At 60.3% G+C, this 19,307-nt stretch carries 15 protein-coding genes and 1 pseudogene; 7 read left to right on the top strand and 9 right to left on the bottom strand.

The features are described from left to right. Positions 1 to 2: 2 nt before the first annotated feature. The 7 genes from FP026_RS04625 to FP026_RS04595 form a co-directional block, all read right to left on the bottom strand. On the bottom strand, positions 3 to 1,385 hold the full coding sequence (locus FP026_RS04625; protein ID WP_149633443.1) for an FGGY-family carbohydrate kinase: 1,383 nt from the start codon (positions 1,383 to 1,385) through the stop codon (positions 3 to 5). Next, the gene (rhaM, locus tag FP026_RS04620; protein WP_149633442.1) at positions 1,382 to 1,708 is read right to left on the bottom strand and encodes an L-rhamnose mutarotase; all 327 of its coding nucleotides are present in this window, start codon (positions 1,706 to 1,708) and stop codon (positions 1,382 to 1,384) included. Before rhaM ends, FP026_RS04625 begins: the two co-directional genes overlap by 4 nt. Beyond that, positions 1,705 to 2,721: an ABC transporter permease gene (locus tag FP026_RS04615; protein WP_149633441.1), complete on the bottom strand. Its 1,017-nt coding sequence runs from the start codon at positions 2,719 to 2,721 to the stop codon at positions 1,705 to 1,707. Before FP026_RS04615 ends, rhaM begins: the two co-directional genes overlap by 4 nt. After that, positions 2,718 to 3,722 carry an ABC transporter permease gene (locus FP026_RS04610; protein ID WP_149633440.1) on the bottom strand — a complete coding sequence of 335 codons (1,005 nt, stop codon included), beginning with the start codon at positions 3,720 to 3,722 and terminating at the stop codon, positions 2,718 to 2,720. The genes FP026_RS04615 and FP026_RS04610 overlap by 4 nt, the downstream gene beginning before the upstream one ends. A 111-nt stretch (positions 3,723 to 3,833) precedes the next feature. Then, positions 3,834 to 5,369, bottom strand: coding sequence for a sugar ABC transporter ATP-binding protein (locus FP026_RS04605; RefSeq protein ID WP_149633439.1), 1,536 nt, complete (start codon positions 5,367 to 5,369; stop codon positions 3,834 to 3,836). Positions 5,370 to 5,442: 73 nt separating this feature from the next. Further along, positions 5,443 to 6,438, bottom strand: coding sequence for a rhamnose ABC transporter substrate-binding protein (rhaS, locus tag FP026_RS04600; protein WP_149633438.1), 996 nt, complete (start codon positions 6,436 to 6,438; stop codon positions 5,443 to 5,445). A 54-nt stretch (positions 6,439 to 6,492) separates the two neighbouring features. After that, on the bottom strand, positions 6,493 to 7,305 hold the full coding sequence (locus FP026_RS04595) for a DeoR/GlpR family DNA-binding transcription regulator (RefSeq protein ID WP_149633437.1): 813 nt from the start codon (positions 7,303 to 7,305) through the stop codon (positions 6,493 to 6,495). Positions 7,306 to 7,512: 207 nt separating this feature from the next. Between FP026_RS04595 and FP026_RS04590 the strand changes: the two genes are divergently transcribed. Beyond that, complete coding sequence (locus tag FP026_RS04590) at positions 7,513 to 9,609, top strand: bifunctional rhamnulose-1-phosphate aldolase/short-chain dehydrogenase (RefSeq protein ID WP_149633436.1); 2,097 nt, start codon at positions 7,513 to 7,515, stop codon at positions 9,607 to 9,609. A 92-nt stretch (positions 9,610 to 9,701) separates the two neighbouring features. Further along, positions 9,702 to 10,994 carry an L-rhamnose catabolism isomerase gene (rhaI, locus tag FP026_RS04585; protein ID WP_149633435.1) on the top strand — a complete coding sequence of 431 codons (1,293 nt, stop codon included), beginning with the start codon at positions 9,702 to 9,704 and terminating at the stop codon, positions 10,992 to 10,994. A 159-nt stretch (positions 10,995 to 11,153) separates the two neighbouring features. Here the strand turns inward: rhaI and FP026_RS04580 are convergent. Further along, a pseudogene (locus tag FP026_RS04580) lies at positions 11,154 to 12,835 on the bottom strand (gamma-glutamyltransferase family protein). Positions 12,836 to 13,231: 396 nt separating this feature from the next. Between FP026_RS04580 and FP026_RS04575 the strand changes: the two are divergent. Continuing rightward, positions 13,232 to 14,023 carry an HpcH/HpaI aldolase family protein gene (locus tag FP026_RS04575; protein WP_149633434.1) on the top strand — a complete coding sequence of 264 codons (792 nt, stop codon included), beginning with the start codon at positions 13,232 to 13,234 and terminating at the stop codon, positions 14,021 to 14,023. 51 nt (positions 14,024 to 14,074) lie between these two features. Here the strand turns inward: FP026_RS04575 and FP026_RS30125 are convergent, their stop codons facing one another. Further along, positions 14,075 to 14,224 carry a hypothetical protein gene (locus FP026_RS30125; RefSeq protein ID WP_015342612.1) on the bottom strand — a complete coding sequence of 50 codons (150 nt, stop codon included), beginning with the start codon at positions 14,222 to 14,224 and terminating at the stop codon, positions 14,075 to 14,077. 229 nt (positions 14,225 to 14,453) lie between these two features. Between FP026_RS30125 and FP026_RS04570 the strand changes: the two genes are divergently transcribed. The 4 genes from FP026_RS04570 to FP026_RS04555 all read left to right on the top strand — a co-directional run bounded on the left by FP026_RS04570 (position 14,454) and on the right by FP026_RS04555 (position 19,282). Then, complete coding sequence (locus tag FP026_RS04570; RefSeq protein WP_246665254.1) at positions 14,454 to 15,515, top strand: LacI family transcriptional regulator; 1,062 nt, start codon at positions 14,454 to 14,456, stop codon at positions 15,513 to 15,515. Between the two features lie 244 nt (positions 15,516 to 15,759). Further along, complete coding sequence (locus tag FP026_RS04565) at positions 15,760 to 16,689, top strand: sugar phosphate isomerase/epimerase family protein (protein WP_188112494.1); 930 nt, start codon at positions 15,760 to 15,762, stop codon at positions 16,687 to 16,689. Positions 16,690 to 16,702: 13 nt separating this feature from the next. After that, positions 16,703 to 17,824, top strand: a complete 1,122-nt coding sequence (locus FP026_RS04560) for a Gfo/Idh/MocA family protein (protein WP_149633431.1) — start codon at positions 16,703 to 16,705, stop codon at positions 17,822 to 17,824. A 210-nt stretch (positions 17,825 to 18,034) separates the two neighbouring features. Continuing rightward, positions 18,035 to 19,282, top strand: coding sequence for an ABC transporter substrate-binding protein (locus tag FP026_RS04555; protein WP_246665235.1), 1,248 nt, complete (start codon positions 18,035 to 18,037; stop codon positions 19,280 to 19,282). The last annotated feature ends 25 nt before the right edge of the window (positions 19,283 to 19,307 follow it).

Genomic DNA, 19,307 nt, shown 5'->3' with positions numbered 1-19,307 from the left:
CTCTAACCGCCCAAAGCGCCGTGCCAGGCCTGCCTATAGTGTCGTAATCCCCGCAAATCCGCGCGGATCGGCACATTTTTCATGGCGACAGGTGGGCGAATTCCCGTCAGCAGGGCCGCTCCCTGGCTTGTTCCAGTCGAACCCGGCAAAGCAATGACGTTCTTGCCGGTTACTGCAGCCAGTGCGACGAGATAGGCGCGATTGAGCGCGCACGGACCTTCGACGAAGATCGGTCCCTTGGCGCCGATCAGATCGAGGCAGGCCTCCGTCATCAGCGCAAGATAAAGGCTGGCGGCTGCGAGCCGCTCGGCGGAACCAGTCGCGTTGCCGATCCATCGCATTTTTCTGCCCGGAAACGGACCGGAGCCCTCGACCACATTGGGCAGTAGCATGAGGCCTTTCTCGACCACCGTTTCAAGGGCGCCCTCGACGGCATTGGCCGGCGCAGTGCCGATTTCGGTCAGGAGGATCTCGAACTCACGGCCGCCCATGAACCGCGCCGATGGCACGGCGCGGCCATAGGCGTCGACATTGGCAAGCGCATCTCGTTTGGGATCGAGATGGTCCAGATCTCCACCAACGCCGAAGCTGATGACCCAAGTTCCCGTCGAGACGACCGCAAAGGGGGCTTCGTTCTCGACCAGATGCGGCAATAACGAGGCGTTGGAGTCATGGATGCCGCAATAGACGGGCACCGCCTTTGCCTGCCCAATCTCGGCGGCAAGCGGCGGCAAGACCGGCCCGAGCGCGTCGAAAGCCGAACGAACCGGTGCCATCAGCGCGCGGATGCCAAGCGTGTCGACCAGAGAAGAGTAGCTTTGCGTGGTTGGGTTCCAGAGATCTGTGTGGCAGCCAAGCGACGTCACCTCATTGGCCGCGACACCGCTCAGGCGGAAGGCCCAATATTGCGGATAGGTCAGGATCGTGGCGACATGGGCGAAATCGGCGGGAAATGTGCTTTTCAGATAATGGATCTGCGCGCCGACATTAAGCCCGACCGACAGCCCGGGCGAAAATGTCTCGCTAAAGTCCGGCCGCAATTGAGCATAGGCATTCTGAACGGCTTGGGGATAACCGTGCTCGTAGTCTAGAACCGGCATGGCAAGGCTGCCATCTGCCGCCAGCATCACGGCGGATGCGCCGTGCGTGGTGATCGATATGGCGTCGAACCCCGGCGTGGCGGCAAAGCTCTTGAGGGCCGAGATGATGAAATCCCACAGTCCTTCGATATCGTAGTGCGGGTAGGGGCCTGATTTCAAAACGCTGTTCGCAGTCTTGATGGTGGCAATCTCGGCACCCGTCTCTGCATCGAGCACAACGACTTTGGCGTTGGTCTTGCCGATATCGATGACCGCGATATGACGATAGGCTGCCTCGTTGTTCATGGCAGATGAAAGACCGTGACGAGCTCGCTCTGAACGGGCGAATTGTCGGGATTGGTCGCCATGATGTCGGCCATGTGCGCCCACCATTTCTTCATGACGGGATGCTCTGGCAGGCTCGCCATGGAATGATCCTTCGGCCGCGTCAGTACACCGAAGAGCGTATTCGTCTCGCGGTCGAGATGGATGGAATAATCGCTGACACCAGCCTGATGCAGCAGGTCGACAAGCTCGGGCCAGATTTCGTCATGCCGCTTCCTGTATTCGGCTTCCATGCCGGGATTGAGCGTCATCTTGAAGGCATGGCGTTCGAGGGCGGCTGTCATTTGGAACTCATGGTCTTGATGCGCCGGGCGACGATCGGCAGCGCGATGGTGATGATAAGAAGAAGGCCGATGAAGATCGACATGACGATGCCTGGAACGTTGAGCAGACCAAGGCCGAAGGTGACGAGGCCCATCACGAAGGCGGCGATGACGACGCCGACGATCGTCCCAGAGCCGCCGAGGATCGATACCCCGCCGAGCACGACCATGGTGACCACTTCCAGTTCCCATCCAAGCGCGATCGAGGGGCGCGTGGAGCCGAGGCGCGAGGTGAGGCAGACGGCGGCAATGCCGCTCATGATGCCGGTCAGCAGGAAGAGAATGAATTTCACCCGCTCGACCGGAATGCCGGAGAAGCGCGCCGCGAAATCATTGTTGCCGATCGTATAGACCTGCCGGCCGAAATTCGTCGCATGCAGCAGGATCGCAAAGGCGATTGCTAGCACGATGAACAGCACGAATTCGAACGAGAAAACCCAGACGACATAGCCCTGGCCGAAATAGGCGAAGCTATCCGGATAGTTGCCATAGGCCTGGTCGCCGAGAACGATATAGGAAATGCCGCGAAACAGGCTCATCGTACCGATAGTGACGACAATCGACGGCAGCTTCAGTACTGAAACCAGGAAGCCGTTGAAGATGCCACAGACGAGGCCGACGCCGAGGCCGATGGCGACAAGGCCGGGCGTGTCGACGCCCACTTGCGCGGCAGCCCCCATTGCCGTCGAGGAGAGCGCAATGATGGCTGCGACCGAAAGGTCGATTTCGCCCGCGATGACGAGTAGCGCCATGGCAAAGGCGATCATCGCCTTTTCGGTGAAGTTGAAAGTCGCATCGGAGAGGTTATAGGGATCGAGGAAATAGGGCGAGGCCAGCGAATTGAAGATGAAGATCGCGACCGCAACGCCGAAGAGCAGTGTTTCCCAGCTCGACAAGATGCGCTTGAAAGGAGTGCCGAGGCGATCCGGAATGACGCGCTTTTCCGCCGTCGCCGCTTGCGAACCGTTGCTCATGCGTGTGCTCCCTCACTGGCGGTGTCTTTTGCGGCCTGATCCCGAAGGATGATGCGGCCGCGGTTGCGTTCGCGCCGGGCGTTGAAGACGACCGCAAGGATGATGACGGTGCCCGAGATCGCCATCTGCGTGAACGGCGAGATGCCGATGACCGGTAGCGCATTCTTGATGACGCCGAGGAAGAGGGCGCCTAGGACGGCGCCTGCCACCGAACCGACTCCGCCGGCAATCGAAATGCCGCCGATGACGCATGCTGCCACGCTATCGAGCTCGAAGCCGTTCGCGATATCGACATAGGCAACGGCATAACGCGAAACCCAGAGATAGCCGCTGAGACCGGCAAGCGCGCCGGAAAGAACGAAGGCGAGGAAGCGCGTCCAGCCGACATCGATGCCGGCATAGACGGCGGCCACCGGATTACCGCCGCTCGCATAGGCCGAGCGGCCGAACTGCGTATAGCGCAGCACCAGATACATCATCAGCACGATCGCGATGCCGATCCAGGCAAGCACAGGCAGGCCGAGAAGCTGCGTGCGCGGCACGTTCAGGAAGACCGGCGTGAACTGATGCGCATTGACCCAGGCGCCGCCCGACAGCACGAAAGCCATACCGCGATAGATCGTCAGGGTGCCGAGCGTGACGACGATCGGCGGGATTTCGAGCGCCCAGACGAGATAGCCGTTGATGGCACCGAGAACCGCACCCATCAGGATCGCCATGAAGACAAGCGCGATCAAGGGAATATCGGGATAGGCGGCGTTCAGCATGGCGACTGCCATACCCGTCAGTGCCAGGTTCGCGGCGACGGACAGATCGATCGATTTCGTCAGGATGACCGTCATCTGGGCAAGGGCCAGGATGATGAGGATCGATGTGTCGTTGAAGATATTGGCGAGATTGGCGGGCTCGGCAAAGCCGGCCGCGCGCGTTGCGAAACCGGCGATCATCACCGCGATAATGATGGCGAGCAGTGTTTCGCGCTTTTTGAGGATGCGTGGCATCCCGTCCTCCCTAGAGCATTTTGCAGCCAGGTATCCTCACCCGGCGCCGCATAAATGCGGCAAAAACAAACAGAGAAAGCGTTCTGGCTGATCGAAGAAAAGCCAGAACGCTCATGCGTTGCCCGTGGCGGCGCGCACCAACGTTTCCGGCGTCAGCCCCTCGCGCTCGAACAGGCCTGCGGAGAGGCCTTCCTTCATGACCAGCACACGATCTGCCATGCCGAGAATCTCGGGCAGTTCCGAGGAGATCATGATGATGCTGAGGCCTTCGGCCGCCAGTTCGCTGATGAAACCGTGCACGGCCGCCTTGGAACCGATATCGATACCCTTGGTGGGCTCGTCCAGAATGATGATCTTCGGCTGCGTCGCGAGCCACTTGCCGATGACCACCTTCTGCTGGTTGCCGCCGGAGAGCGTGCCGACCGGCACGGACAGGGCAGCGGCGCGCAGATCGAGCCGTTCGGCATATTTGCGGGCGAGAGCAAATTCGTTGGCCACCTTCAGGAAGCCCTTGCGCGAGGTGCGCCCGAGCGAAGGAAGCGACATGTTCTGATAGATCGGCATCGGCAGCGCCAGACCGTGGCGGCCACGCTCTTCCGGCACATAGACGATGCCGGCGGCAATGGCATCCTGCGGCGAGCGCACGTGGATTTCCTGTCCGTCGAGCGTCAGCCGCCCGGAGAGCGGCCTGGTGATGCCGAACAGCGATTGGCAAAGCTCGGAGCGTCCGGCGCCGATCAGGCCGTAAACGCCGAGGATCTCGCCGCGCCTGAGCTTGAAGGAAATGTCGCGGAATTCCGTGCGGTGACAGTATTTGTCGACCTCGAGGACAGTTGCGCCGATCGTGACGGGCACTTTCGGAAAGGCGTCCTTGACGTCGCGTCCGACCATCATGCGCACGATCTCATCCTGCGGCGTCGCTTTCAGATCGCCATGGCCGACGGCGCGGCCGTCGCGGAAGACGACGAAATTGTCGGCGATTTCATAGAGCTCGTCGAATTTGTGGCTGATGAACAGGATCGCTTTGCCCTTTGCTTTCAGCCCTTCGACGATGCGGAAGAGATCGTCGATCTCCTTGCGCGATAGGGCGGCGGTCGGCTCATCCATGATGACGATGCGGGCTTCGATCGACAAAGCGCGCGCGATCGCGACGAGATGGCGCTGCGCAATGGAGAGGTCCTTCAGTCTGGTTGCGGGATCGATGGCGCTTTCCAGCGATTCGAGGAGCTGTCTCGACCGGCTGTTCATCGTCTTCCAGTCGATGGTGCGCCAGGACGTGCGCGGCGCATGACCGAGAAAAATGTTTTCGGCGACGGTCAGTTCGTCGAAGAGCACGGTTTCCTGATGGATGGCCGTGACGCCGGCGTCGATGGCCGCCTGCGCGTGATGAAAGGCTGTCAGCTTGCCGTCGACGAGGATTTCGCCCTCATTCGGACGGTAGATGCCGGTCAGGATCTTGACGAGGGTCGATTTTCCCGCGCCGTTTTCGCCGATAAGGGCGGTGACCTTGCCGGGATAAAGCGAAATGCTGACGCCATCCAGCGCCTTGACGCCGGGAAAGATCTGGGAAATGCCGCGCATCTCCAGAATGGCCTGATTGTTCGCGGCTGGTGCGTCCGCTCTAGGGCGTTGAAGGACTGTGGTCATCAGCTATGTACCGGATCAGTGAAACCAGGTCCGGCGGCTGGCGCCGCCGGAGAGCTGCGAAAGCGGTTGGCGATCAGAAAACCTTGGAAAACTGATCGATGTTCGACGCATTGTAGACGAACGGATCGGCCATGGCGGCTTCGCCGTTTTCGCCGACCTTGATCTTGCCCATGCGACCGGCATTGATTTCGCTGCCCGGCTTGCCGTCGGTCTCGCCCTTGACGAGGCGATAGGCGATCTGCGTTGCGGAGTAGCCGAGATCGATCGGATTCCAGATCGCGAATTCCTTCGTTGCGCCGGACTTGATGGCGCCGGCCATTTCGGACGGCAGGCCGAGACCGGTCACATAGACCTGGCCGATCTTGCCTGCATCCTTGACGGCCTGCGAGGCGGCAAGCACGCCGACGGTGGTCGGAGCGACGATGACCTTGACTTCCGGATGCGAGGTCAGGAGGCCCTGGGCTTCACGATAGCTCTTGTCCGAAAGGTCGTCGCCGTAGACGGTCGTCACCAGGTTGAGGCCCGGGAAATCCTTGAGCTGCTTCTTCATCTCGCCGATCCAGATGTTCTGATTGGTCGAGGTGGTCGTGGCCGACAGAATGGCGAAGTCGCCCTTGCCGCCGTCAAGATGATCCTTGGCGAGCGTCAGGCACATCTTGCCGATCAGCTCGTTGGACGAGGGGTTCAGCTGCAAGATGCGGCCGGCCTTGGCAACGCCGGAATCCCAGGAGATCACCTTGATGCCGCGCTGCGTCGCCTTCTTGAGGGCCGGGACGACGGCATCGGGATCGTTCGCCGAAATCGCAATGGCATCGACGCCCTGCGCGATCAGCGAGTTGATCACTTCGATCTGGCCTTCGGCCGTGGTCGAGGTCGGGCCGGTGTAGATCACCTGCACGCCGCCGAGATCCTTGGCTGCTTCCTGAGCGCCCTTGTTGGCGGCCTCGAAGAAGCCGTTGCCCAGCGACTTCACCACGAGACCGATCTTGACGTCCTTTGCACTTGCGGCACCGGCGAAAAGCGTGGCGGCAAGCGCAACGCCGATCGCCAGTTTCTTTGCTATATTCATGTCAGTTCCTCCCAAAGTTGATAGGCCATGCTCACCCCGCCTGAGCCGTGCGTCTTATGCGACCGACGGGGAATCTTCCTCCTCGGCCTGAGCCGAAACATTTGCGATAACAAGCGAGATGCCCGCATCCTCGATCATGCGCACCGTCTCGGCGGTAACGCCGTCATCGGTGATGATGGTCGAGACCTGTTCGAGCGGGCAGAGGATCAGGCTGGAGCGCTGACGGAATTTGCTCGAATCCACCATGACGACGAGCTCGTCGGCCTGGCGCATGAGCTTCTGCTCGCTCTGGATGACCAGCGCGTCGGCTTCCATGATGCCGAGCGGGCCGACGCCCTGCGCGCCGATGAACATGCGGCGCGCGTAGAAATTCCGGATCGTATCGTTGTCGAAGGGTGAGAGGATCAGGCTCTGCTCGCGATAGATCGCGCCGCCCGGTATCGTCACCATATTCTTCGAATGCTTGATCAGATGTTCCGCGATGGCGAAGGAATTCGTCATCACCTGCAGCCGGAAGGCAGAAATATAATGCACGAGCTGGAATGTGGTCGTGCCGCCATTGATGATGATCGCGTCGCCCGGATTGCAGAGTTCGGCGGCCTTGCGCGCAATTGCACGCTTCCTATCGATATTGACGGCTTCCGATACGCGGAAGGGCCGCGCCGCCAGATTGCCGAGCTGAGGAGGATGGATCGATTCCGCGCCGCCGCGCACGCGCCGGATCTTTCCCTGCACATGCAGGGCGGCGATATCACGGCGTATCGTCGCTTCCGAAGCCTCGGTCAGCTCGGAAATATCCTGAATCGTCACGACAGACTTTTCCTGTACGGCGCTCAGAATAATGCGATGGCGTTCACGTTCGTGCATCGGCTCCTCCTTGTTGGCGGTTATTTCGCAAATATGACAATGTGTCAATCACAAACGATCATAAACTTTCATATTGCATCGCAGCATTATCGAATTTGATCGTTTTCGATTGACAAGGTGACTATACGTGAGCGATACCCTGCTCACAAAGGGCGGCTCCATCATGATCCGGTCCGCCCGTAGGACTTGATTTCAAGGGAGGATGACATGGCGGCTGGCGTTCAGCTTCTGAAGAACCGTTGGGATGATGCATATGCAGCCGGCTTGGATGAGCCGGGCAAGCTGCTTTATCGCTCGAATCTGCTCGGTGCCGACAAGCGTATCACCAACTACGGCGGCGGCAACACATCGGCCAAGGTCATGGAAACCGATCCGCTCTCCGGCGAAAAGGTCAAGGTGCTCTGGGTCAAGGGCTCCGGCGGCGATGTCGGCACCATCAAGCTCGACGGTTTCGCGACACTTTATCAGGATAAGCTCGACAGCCTGAAGAACATCTATCAGGGCGTTGCCGACGAGGATCGCATGGTCGGTTTCCTGCCGCATTGCACCTTCAATCTCAATGCCCGCGCCGCCTCCATCGACACTCCGCTGCACGGTTTCGTGCCGTTCACCCATGTCGATCACATGCATCCCGATGCCATCATCGCCATCGCCGCCTCGAAGAACTCGCGCGAACTGACGCGCGAAATCTTCGGCGACGAGATCGGCTGGCTCCCCTGGCGCCGTCCCGGCTTCCAGCTCGGCCTCGATCTAGAAGCCTTCGTCAAGGCGCATCCGAATGCCAAGGGTGTCGTCCTGGAAAGCCATGGCCTCTTTACCTGGGCCAATGATGCCAAGACCTGCTACGAGCTGACGCTTCAGATCATCAACAAGGCGATCGAATGGTTCGCCGCCAAGACGGAAGGCAAGACCATTTTCGGTGGCGCGGTCGCCGAAAGCCTGCCGCAGGCGGAGCGCCGTGCCATCGCCGCCCGGCTGATGCCTGAGATCCGCGGCCGCATCGGCAAGGCCGAGCGCAAGCTCGGCGATTTCGACGATCAGGACGCCGTGCTTGAATTCGTCAACTCGAAGAGCCTTCGTCCGCTCGGCGCACTCGGCACGAGCTGCCCGGATCACTTCCTGCGCACCAAGATCCGGCCGTTGATCGTCGATTTCGATCCGGCCAAGCCAGATGTCGATGCGGTGATTGCCAGTCTCGACAAGGCGCTGGAAGACTATCGCGCCGACTACGCGCGCTACTACAATGATTGCAAGCATGATAACTCGCCTGCCATGCGCGATCCGAACCCGGTGATCTTCCTTGTTCCCGGCGTCGGCATGTTGTCCTTTGCCCGCGATAAGGCGACTGCCCGTATTGCCGGCGAATTCTATGTCAACGCCATCAACGTCATGCGCGGTGCCTCCACGGTTTCGGAATATCAGGGCCTGCCGGAACAGGAAGCCTTCGATATTGAATACTGGCTGCTGGAGGAGGCGAAGCTGCAGCGCATGCCGAAGCCGAAGAGCCTCGCAGGCCGTGTCGCCTTCGTGACCGGCGGCGCCGGCGGCATCGGCCGCGCCACGGCGGCGCGCCTGGTGGGCGAGGGGGCTTGTGTGGTTCTGGCTGACATCGACCAGGCGGCACTTGAGGGCACCCAGGCGGATTTTGCCAAGAGATACGGCGCTGATGCGGTGCGCAGCGTCAAGCTCGACGTGACGAAGGAAGACGCGGTTATCTCTTCTTTTGCCGAGGCTTGCGTCGAATTCGGTGGTGTCGACATTTTGGTCTCGAACGCCGGCATTGCGTCTTCCGCGCCGATCGAAAGCACCGAGCTTTCGATGTGGAACCGTAATATCGATATTCTCGCGACCGGCTATTTCCTGGTTTCGCGCGAAGCCTTCCGGTTGTTCCGCCGCCAGAACCTTGGCGGCAACGTCGTCTTCGTCGCATCGAAGAACGGTCTTGCATCCTCGCCGAATGCCGCCGCCTATTGCACGGCAAAGGCTGCCGAAATCCATTTGGCGCGCTGCCTGGCGCTGGAGGGAGCGGAAGCCGGCATCCGCGTCAACACGGTCAATCCCGATGCCGTTCTTCGCGGCTCGAAGATCTGGAACGGCGAATGGCGTGAACAGCGCGCCGCCTCCTCGAAGATCGAGGTCGACGAGCTGGAGGAACATTACCGCAAGCGCTCGATGCTGAAGCTCAATGTGTTCCCGGAGGACATTGCCGAGGCGATCTACTTCCTGGCTTCGGATCTTTCCGCCAAATCGACCGGTAATATCATCAACGTCGATGCGGGCAACGCGCAGAGTTTTACGCGGTAACGACTGTATTTTTCCTTCTCCCCGCCGGGGAGAAGACGGGACAGCTAGTCGAGAGGCTGTAACGTTTCGAATGACGTATATGGGAGGAAAGAATGGCCGAGTTTAGAATTGCGCCCGATCTGGTCGCTGCAGAAAACGAGAAGCGCGGCGCCGCGCTGAAGTCCGATTATGAGGCGCTTGGCGCCGCGCTCGCCCGCCGTGGCATCGATATCGAAGCCGTCACCAAGAAGGTTTCAGAATTCTTCGTCGCGGTTCCGTCCTGGGGCGTTGGCACCGGCGGCACGCGCTTTGCCCGCTTCCCCGGCACCGGCGAGCCGCGCGGCATCTTCGACAAGCTCGACGATTGCGCCGTGATCCATCAGCTGACGCGGGCGACGCCGAATGTCTCGCTGCACATTCCCTGGGACAAGGCGGATCCGCGCGAACTCAAGGCCAAGGGCGAGGCGCTCGGCCTCGGCTTCGACGCCATGAACTCCAACACATTCTCCGACGCGCCTGGCCAGGCGCATTCCTACAAATTCGGTTCGCTGAGCCACGTCGATGCGGCGACCCGCGCCCAGGCCGTCGAGCACAATATCGAATGCATCGAGATCGGCAAGGCGATCGGCTCGAAGGCGCTGACGGTATGGATCGGCGACGGCTCGAACTTCCCCGGGCAGACCAATTTCACTAGGGCTTTCGAGCGCTATCTCGCCGCCATGGCCGATATCTACAAGGCACTGCCGGATGACTGGCGGCTGTTTTCCGAGCACAAGATGTACGAGCCGGCCTTCTATTCCACAGTCGTTCAGGACTGGGGCACCAACTATCTGATCGCGCAGACGCTCGGCCCCAAGGCGCATTGCCTTGTCGATCTCGGCCACCACGCGCCGAATACCAATATCGAGATGATTGTCGCGCGCCTCATCCAGTTCGGCAAGCTCGGTGGCTTCCACTTCAACGATTCGAAATATGGCGACGACGATCTCGATGCCGGCGCCATCGAGCCCTATCGCCTCTTCCTCGTCTTCAACGAACTGGTCGATGCCGAACGGCGTGGGGTCAACGACTTCAATCCGGCGCATATGATCGACCAGTCGCACAATGTCACGGATCCGATCGAGAGCCTGATTTCCAGCGCCAACGAGATACGCCGCGCCTACGCGCAGGCACTGATCGTCGACCGGAAGGCATTGGACGACTATCAGGAGGCGAATGATGCACTGATGGCATCGGAAACGCTGAAGCGCGCCTATCGCGCCGATGTCGAGCCGATCCTGGCCGAAGCGCGTCGCCGCACCGGCGGCGCCATCGATCCGGTGGCGACGTACAGGGCGAGCGGCTATCGCCGCAAGGTTGCCGGCGAACGTCCGGCGTCCGTTGCCGGCGGTGGCGGGATCATCTGAGGCCCCTATAGTTCCGGCGGATGGGCGAACTCATGCCCTCCGCCGAAAGTGCCTAGAGCGGTTCAGCTTTTCACGCAATCTCTGAGCCGCTCTGTCTCATTGGTTTATCGCAATTCCAGACGGAAAACGGCGGCGCACTTTTCCTGGAATTGCTCTAGGTCAATAGCCGAGCGCCATGCCATCCTTGCGATGGTCGGATGCGCCGAGCAGGATGCCGCGCTCGCGATCGATCATGATCGCCTGCGCGCCGCCGATCGGTTCATCCGCCCATTCGACGACATGGCCGCGTCGCTCCAGATCCCGCCGGGTTTCCTCCGATATGGTCGGCTCGAGCGAGAGCTTGCCGCCGAAGCAGAAGCTGCGCGGTTGGTCGCTCGCCTGCTGTGGATCGAGATCGCGATCGAGGATCTGGGTGAGCATGTGGGCATGACCGGCTGCCTGATATTGCCCGCCCATGACGCCGAAACTCATGCGCACCTTGCCATCTTCCATCAGCATTGCCGGAATGATCGTATGGAAGGGCAGCTTGCCGGGACCGATGGCGTTCGGATGGCCTGGTTTGACGACGAAGCCGGCACCGCGGTTCTGCAGCAAGACGCCCGAGCGAGGAGCATAGATGCCGCTGCCGAAGGCCATGAACACGGAATTGATCAGAGAAATGGCGTTGCCATCCCGATCGACGACGGAAACATAGACCGTATCGCGATGTGTCGGCCCATCCCAGATTTTGGTGTCGGCGGCATGATCGAGGCTGATCTTCGCCCGCATGGCGGCGACCGATCGATCTGACAGCAATTCGTAGATGTCGAAAGTGAGATGATCGGGATCGCAGATCAGTTGGTCGCGCATGGCGTAACCGGCCTTGGTCGCTTCGGCATGCAGGTGAATGCGGTCGGCTTCGGAAAACTTGGGATCGCGAAGATCGAAGCCGTCGAGAATACGGGTGATCAGCAGCGCTGCCAGGCCCTGGCCGTTCGGAGGGCATTCCAGCAGATCCCGGCCACGGAACTTGCCGGAAATCGGCTTCGTGTCGAAAGCCTTGTAGTCCGCGAAGTCGCTTTCCTCGTGCAGACCGCCGAGCGATTGAAGGAGCGTGGTGATCTCCTCGGCTACCGGACCGCGGTAGAATGCGTCCCGACCATCTCTGACAATGGCCTTCAGGGTGTCGGCAAGCGCGGGGTTGGCAATACGGTCGCCGGTACGCGGCGCCTTGCCGTTCGGCAGGAAGTAGGCAGCCGATTGCGGATATTTGGCCACACGATAGCTGTAGCGACGCCAATCGAGTTCAACGCGCGGCGTGACGCAATAGCCCTCTTCCGCAGCCGCGATCGCCGGAGCCAGAACGCGATCCATGCCCAGCCGGCCATAGGAGCCGATCAGCCGGCACCATGCATCGATCGCGCCAGGAATGGTCACGGCGTGCGGGCTGTCGTCCGGGATGGCGGTGAAGCCTTTCTCAAGGAAATAATCGAGATTTGCCCTCTTCGGTGCGCGGCCGGAGCCGTTCAGCCCGACAGGCATGCCGCCGGCTGCGCTGTAGAGTGCGAAGCAATCGCCACCGATCCCCGTCATGTGCGGGCTGCGCGGCCGGAGCCGTTCAGCCCGACAGGCATGCCGCCGGCTGCGCTGTAGAGTGCGAAGCAATCGCCACCGATCCCCGTCATGTGCGGGTCAATGACAGACTGCAACGCGACCGCGGCAACCGCAGCGTCCACGGCATTGCCGCCGGCACGCAGAATGTCGACGGCGGCAAGCGTTGCCAATGGATGCGAGGTCGCCGCCATGCCCTTGTCGGAGATCGCGACCGATCGGCCTGGCTTGAAAAAGTCTCGTTGCTGCATGATCTCGATGCTCTCCATATGTCCCACTCTCATCCGCATGCGATGAGCGCCGTTAGTGTTTTACGGTGTTTTGGCAGTCATGGAAGAGATGAACTGGTCAGATGGTGATTTTCGGAGTCCCGCTGTCGCCTACGAGATAACGCTGAATGGTCAAATGACGAAAATATCTGGGTATTTGTCATGTTGCTCTGGCACATTGTGGGTCGAACTTAGGTTGCGTGATCGGAGCCCTGAAGAGCTTGTTCTCCTGATTCGCGCGCAGCGGGTGATCACTTTCGAGTGGTTCGACAGCTGGAATTGAGTATTGTCGAAGGCAACGATGCCGTCGATTCATGATTTGATGATCAACGGATGTCTGGAAGAACAAAGCCTGTTCTGGATTGGTGAGGAAAGATGATGACGACTGACATTAACGGTTTTGCCGGACGCCTGAAGCGCCGCGAAAATGGCGGCATGATCTCCGGCTGGGTCGGTATTCCCGACGCGATGCTCGTCAACCATCTGGCGCAGGAAGATTTCGATACCCTCGTCTTGGATATGCAGCACGGCATGTGGGATATGGCCTCGGCCGCAAACGGCATTGCGCATGTCCGGCTTGCTGGCAAGCCGGCAATTGCCCGCATTCCGGTCGGCGACTTCGCATCGGCATCAAGGCTTCTGGACGCCGGCGCGTCCGCCATCATCGCGCCGATGATCAATTCCGGAGATGACGCGCGCGCCCTAGTGAAGGCGACCAAATATCCGCCGCTCGGCGAGCGTAGCTGGGGACCCTCGCTTGCTCTCAATCATTTCGGCATTTCTGCTGAAGACTATCTGCAGAGCGCTAATAGCCTGACAGTCACCATCGCAATGGTCGAAACCCGGACGGCGCTCGACGCAATCGACGAGATCCTTGCCGTTGATGGTATCGACGGCATCTTCATCGGCCCGTCGGATCTTTCCATCGCGCTTTCGAATGGTGCCCGGCTTGCGCCCGAGAGTGCCGCGATCGATCAGGCACTTGCCACAGCGCTTGCACGCTGCCGCGCCCATGGCAAGGTCATCTGCGCCTTCGGCGGCGATGGCGATCGTGCCGGGCAATATTTGAAGCTCGGCCTCGATCTGGTCATCGCCGGCACGGAAACGGCGCAGCTGCGGACAGGCGCCCGCACGGCCATCCAGGCTGCGCGAAAAGGCGCTGATTCATAATCGGCTGGGATAAAAGCTGCCCGAGGTATTCCACGGGCAGCGGTGGTTGCGTTAGTTCACCAGCTTTACATAGCAGGGCCGGTAGGTCTCCGTACCGCAGCCGCCACCGACGGCTTGCGCCGGCGTAATTGTGTTTTGGATGGCGATTGCCGCGAGCGCGACGGCGATGATTGTCAAAACAGTTTTGGTATATTTGTCCATTAGTTTCCCCTAATGATGGAATGACTGACGATATGCACCTTAAAATTGCCTTTCTGAATGCCGGCTGAATATCTATGCTTAAGGTTGTGTCCTGATGTCAGGCGACACTATCGGATCGAGAGCCCAAACACGCACCCCTCTTCGACTTTGATCGCAGCCTGCGCTTGCATCGTTACCCGCCTGCGGGCATTCTCGCGCCGACATGGCGGAGCGGAATGATTTGTCGAAGGTGCAGGGATTGGCGATGGGGCGCGGCTTGCGTCGCGAAGTAGGTCAGCGCGTGACCTTGCGAACCGTGGCTACGGCTCTCGGTCTTTCGGTCACGACAGTCAGCCGTGCCCTCAAGGAAGGCCCGGAGGTCAATCGCGAGACCATCGAACTGGTCAAGCGCGTTGCGGGCGAGCTTGGCTATCGTCCGAATCTCGGCGGCATCAATCTGCGCACCGGCAAGACCCACGCCATCGGCATCGTGCTGCCTTTCGGGCGCGAGGGCGAGATGAACATTGTCGTCGCCTCGCTAATCGAAGGCGCTTCGCGCTATATGAAGGCGCGAGGGTACCGGACGACGATCGTCCCGCAGCTCCAGGCAGATGATCCACTCGCGACGGTACGCGATATCGTCGAGGAGGGATCGATCGACGGCATCATCATTACGCATACGACCCCGCAGGACGATCGCGTCAAATATCTGCTCGAAGTCGGCATGCCCTTTGTCACCTTCGGGCGGACGGAGCTCTTGAGCGTTCATCCGAGCATCGATCTCGATCATGAAGTGATCGGCGCGGAGGCTGCACGTCTTCTGCTCGATGCCGGCCACCATAAGCCGCTGCTGATCGCGCCCAGCCAGCAATTCACCTACAGCCTGCAATTCGTAAGGGGCTGGCGCAGGACTTTTGCCGAGCGTCACCTCGATGTGCCTGATGATGGCATCCATTTCACCACGGCCACACCCGACAATGGTCGCGAGATGGCAAAGCATATAGCAGCGCAGAATACCGCGGCGACGGCCGCCTTCGTCGCCAGCGAGGAGGCGGCTCTCGGTTTTCTTGCTGGCCTGCGCGATGCCGGGCGGCAGGCCGGCAAGGATTTCGCGCTGATTACCTATGGCGGCACGGCGCTACCCGATTTCTTCAACCCGCCTTTGAGTACCTTCCACTATTCGAACCACGCCATAGGCGAGCGATTGGCCGCCTTCCTGCATCGGGCGATCGGCGGCGAAGATCCGGCCGATCTGCGCGAAGTTGTCCGCGCCGCCTTCGTCGATCATCAAAGCCAGTTACGCCACGCTTGAAGAATGTTGCTGCTTGCAGGATGAGCAGGTTCCTAGAAGATATTCGTAACGTTACAAATTTGCAGATTGAACAAAATCAAGCATGCGGTGGCTGCAAAATAGTCGATTGACAGCCCATCTCTTTTCCATAATCGTAACGTTACGAATTGTCGATTTCGAGCGAGGAGGCTCATCGGCAAGGCACAGTTGTTCAGGCGTGGAGACCTCGCCGGAAGCGGCTCTACGGATTGCAAGGGAGGATGACGTGAGCGACGGATCGCTTTTTTTCGGATCGCCTATTTGGACCTTCAATTGGAATCCGCCCTATCAGGCGCCGCTCCGGCGGCTTGTCCGCACCGGCTGCAAGGGCTTCGAGCTGACTGCATGGTCGGTGGACATGCTGAGTTACTATACGCCCGAAACCATTGGCGAATTGAAGGCGATTGCTGACGGAGAGGGGCTGGTTCTCACCAATTTCTTCTTCAATCTGCCGTTCAGCCGCGCAGCGAACGCTGCCATGTCGACCGTCGATCTCGATGGCTACAAGCGCGGGATGGATGTCGCGGCTACCATCGGCACGCCGGTCGTCACGAGCATGACGCCCTATCCGTTTCAGTCCGAGGTCAAGCCGATCCTGCAGCGGCCGATTTCGCAGGAATGGAGCGCGGCGGTCGAGCCGCAATGGGACTGGACGGGCGAATATGATGCCGTCGTCGACGGTTTCGCCAGGGCTTGCGAAATCGCCGCCTCCGCCGATCTCAGGGTCGCGATAGAGCCGCACCCCTATCGCTGGGTTAGTTCCGGTCAGGGCATGCTGCGCCTGATCGAGCGCACCGGTGCTGCCAACCTCGGCCTGAATTTCGATCCGAGCCATCTCTTTCCGGCCGGCGACATGCCGCATTATGTCGTGCTGGCACTCGGCGATCGCATCTTCAATACGCATTTTTCCGACAATGAAGGTCATACCAACGCCCATTGGCGGCCAGGGCGCGGCAAGATCGACTGGAAAGCGATCTTCGCAGCACTTCAGGCCATCGGCTATTCCGGCCCGATCACGCTGGAGCTGGAAGATGCGCCGGGGGCCTCGCACTGGACGCATTTTCGCGAAGCGACGGCGGAATTCGATGACGAGATGCGCCGCGGCATGAGCTATCTGCGCGCCGCTGCCGCCGAGCTTGATATCACCATTTCGTAAGAGGCAAATCCCAATGAGCAACGAGGCCATGAAAGTCGGCATCGTCGGCGCCGGCAATATCAGCGCCACCTATGTCGCGACCCTGCATATGTTCGATTTCATCCGCGTGAAATCGGTCTACGATCTCTATGACACATCTGCACGCAAACTCGCCGAGCAGTTCGGCATCGAAGCCGTGGCGCTCGATACGATGCTCTCGGATCCGGAAATCGGCCTGATCATCAACCTGACGACGCCGGTCTCGCATTATGCCATCAGCAAGAAGGCGCTGCTTGCCGGCAAGCATGTCTATTCGGAAAAGCCGCTCGGCATCTCCATGGCAGAGGCGGAGGAGCTGATGGCGATCGCGCGGGCAGGGGATCTGCGGCTCGGCTGTGCTCCCGACACCTTCCTCGGCGGCGGCCACCAGTTGACGCGTCGGCTGCTCGACGAAGGGCGCATCGGCAAGACAATCTCCGCCACTGCAATGCTGCTCTTGCCTGGCCATGAGCACTGGCACCCCAATCCCGCCTTCTTCTATGGTCGTGGCGGCGGTCCGATGCTCGATGTCGGCCCCTATTACGTCACCAACCTGATCGCGCTGCTCGGCCCGGTGCGCGAGGTCTTCGGTACGGCGAAGATCACCCGCATCGAACGCACGGTAAAGACCGATCCGCATCGCGGCGAGACGATCAAGGTCCTGGTGCCGACGCATCTGACGGGCGTGATGGAATTCCATAGCGGCGCGACCGTCACCATCGTCACCAGCTTCGACGTCATCAAGCACAGACACAATCAGATCGAGCTTTACGGCTCCGAAGGCACCATGGTGACGCCGGACCCGAACAATTTCACCGGCAAGGTCGAGATATTCCGCGATGGTGACGATGCATGGCGGGAGATTCCGGTCGATCATCCCTACACCGAGGGTATGCCCGGCCATCTCGGTCTGCGCGGATTGGGCGCGGCCGAAATGGTGGATTCCCTTCGCTCGAGACGCCCACATCGCGTATCGTCGGAACTGGCCTTCCACGCATTGGAAGTCATGACGGCTTTCGAGCGCTCTGCCCAGTCACGCGGCGTGGTTGCAATTCATAGCAGCTGCGGCCGCCCGGATCCAATAGCGCGCACAATTAATGAGGGACGTTTCGCTTAGGCTGCGCTATAGAGTTCAGGGAAATGCGGTCCTTTCGGGCTGCAGGCTTGACGAAGGGGCAATGCCAGAGGAAGCATTGACCATTTGCCGCTGGGAACGGAGGCCCGGCGGCGCGGTTTTGGAGGATCGTTGAATTCGGCATCCGATGTCTGTGGACGGCGGCGGCTGAACACAGGCGTTGGGAGAACGTTATCAAAGGAGGAGGAACGCATGCGCAAATTGATGATGGCATTGGTCGGCGCCACGGCGCTGGTTGCGGCGAGCGTGACCGGCGCTCTGGCCGAAGGCAAGAAAGCTGAAGTCCTGCATTGGTGGACGTCCGGCGGCGAAGCCGCCGCCGTGAAGGAACTGGCCAAGGCCTTCAACGCCGCCGGCGGCGAATGGGTGGATACCGCAATTGCTGGCTCCGGCTCGACCGCCCGTCCGATCGGCATCAACCGTATCATCGGCGGCAACCCGCCGACGGCCATGCAGTTCAATACCGGCACCCAGATGAACGAACTGGCACAGCAAGGTCTGCTGCGGCCGCTCGACGATCTTGCCAAGGAGCAGGATTGGAAATCGGTCCTGACGCCGTCCTTCTATCAGGCCATCCAATTTCAGGACCATATCTATGGCGCTCCGATCAATGATCACGGCCAGAACTGGGTCTTTTATTCCAAGGCCGTCTTCACCAAGGCCGGCGTAACGGAAGAGCCGAAGACCTGGGACGAAATGTTTGCCGCGCTCGACAAGATCAAGGCCGCCGGCCTGATCCCGGTTGCCGTCGGCGGCCAGCCCTGGCAGCTGCAGTCGATGTTCAATGCCATCCTGCTCGGAGAGGGCGGCAAGGATCTCTACGCCAAGGTCTGGAAGGACCTCGATACGGATGCGGTCAAGTCAGACAAGTTCAAGCACGTGGCGGAAGTCTTCGCCAAGCTGCGCAACTATCAGGATCCTGGCAGCCCGAACCGTGACTGGAACGTCGCGACCGGTATGCTGATCGACGGCAAGGCTGGCATCCAGTTCATGGGCGACTGGGCCAAGGGCGAGTTCATCCATGCCGGCCTTGCCGCCGACAAGGATTTCGGCTGCATCCTTGGACCGGGTGAATCCAACTTCATGATGGGCGGCGACATCTTCGTCTTCCCGGTTCTGAAGGACAAGACCGCCACCGACGCCCAGACGCTGCTGGCAACGGTCATCATGTCGAAGGAAGGCCAGCTTGCCTTCAATTCCAAGAAGGGTTCCGTGCCGGTGCGCCTCGACGTCGATACGTCGAAGCTCGATGCCTGTGCCCAGAAAGGCCTGACTGCGCTCAAGGATCCGAGCCGCCAGATCCTCGCGCCGGACGTGCTCACGGCTCAGGACATCGTCCAGACGGAACAGGATCTGGTCGCCCAATACTGGACGACGCCCAGCATGACGGCCGACCAGTTCGCCGAGCAGTTTGCGCAGGTGATTGAACAGGCGAAGTAAGCTTCGATCGACATCCATGCGGCGG

It is taken from the genome of Martinezella tropici (assembly GCF_008370325.1).
GTDB classification, from domain to species: domain Bacteria; phylum Pseudomonadota; class Alphaproteobacteria; order Rhizobiales; family Rhizobiaceae; genus Rhizobium; species Rhizobium tropici_B.
The sequence above is the reverse complement of the archived record's forward strand: the minus strand, read 5'-3'. Positions and strand labels throughout refer to the sequence as shown.